Below are 343 nucleotides of genomic sequence, written 5' to 3' on the forward strand. Positions count from 1 at the left end.
CATTCGTTTCAAAATATGTCCTTAACGCTTCATGCCGCTTTACTAACTTTCTAAAGATTCCTTCTATTTTATCTCTATCCATAGTGCCTTGTATTTCAATAGTCTGAGGCATATTATATGCTACACTTTCTTTATCAAGACTTTGAATTATATACATTCTCTTTTGGGCAGAAGATGCTTCATAGTATTCTCTTTCTTCTATTTGTTCTATATTAGAAAAAATAGTTTCCTTCGCACTTTCAATAAACTTACTTACCTCTTTTATCGTTGGCGACTTAAATAATTCCATTATTGGAAGCTCTTTATTTATTTCTTTATGCATTTTTGAAATAAGTGTCATAGC

1 protein-coding gene is annotated in these 343 nt (G+C 30.3%); it reads right to left on the bottom strand.

From position 1 onward, the window contains the following. The coding region (locus tag ACVYAD_RS25195; protein ID WP_476428303.1) for a condensation domain-containing protein at nucleotides 1-289 on the bottom strand (289 nt) is incomplete at its 3' end. Between the last annotated feature and the right edge of the window lie 54 nt (nucleotides 290-343).

This window comes from Lysinibacillus sp. G1-3, from assembly GCF_056322905.1.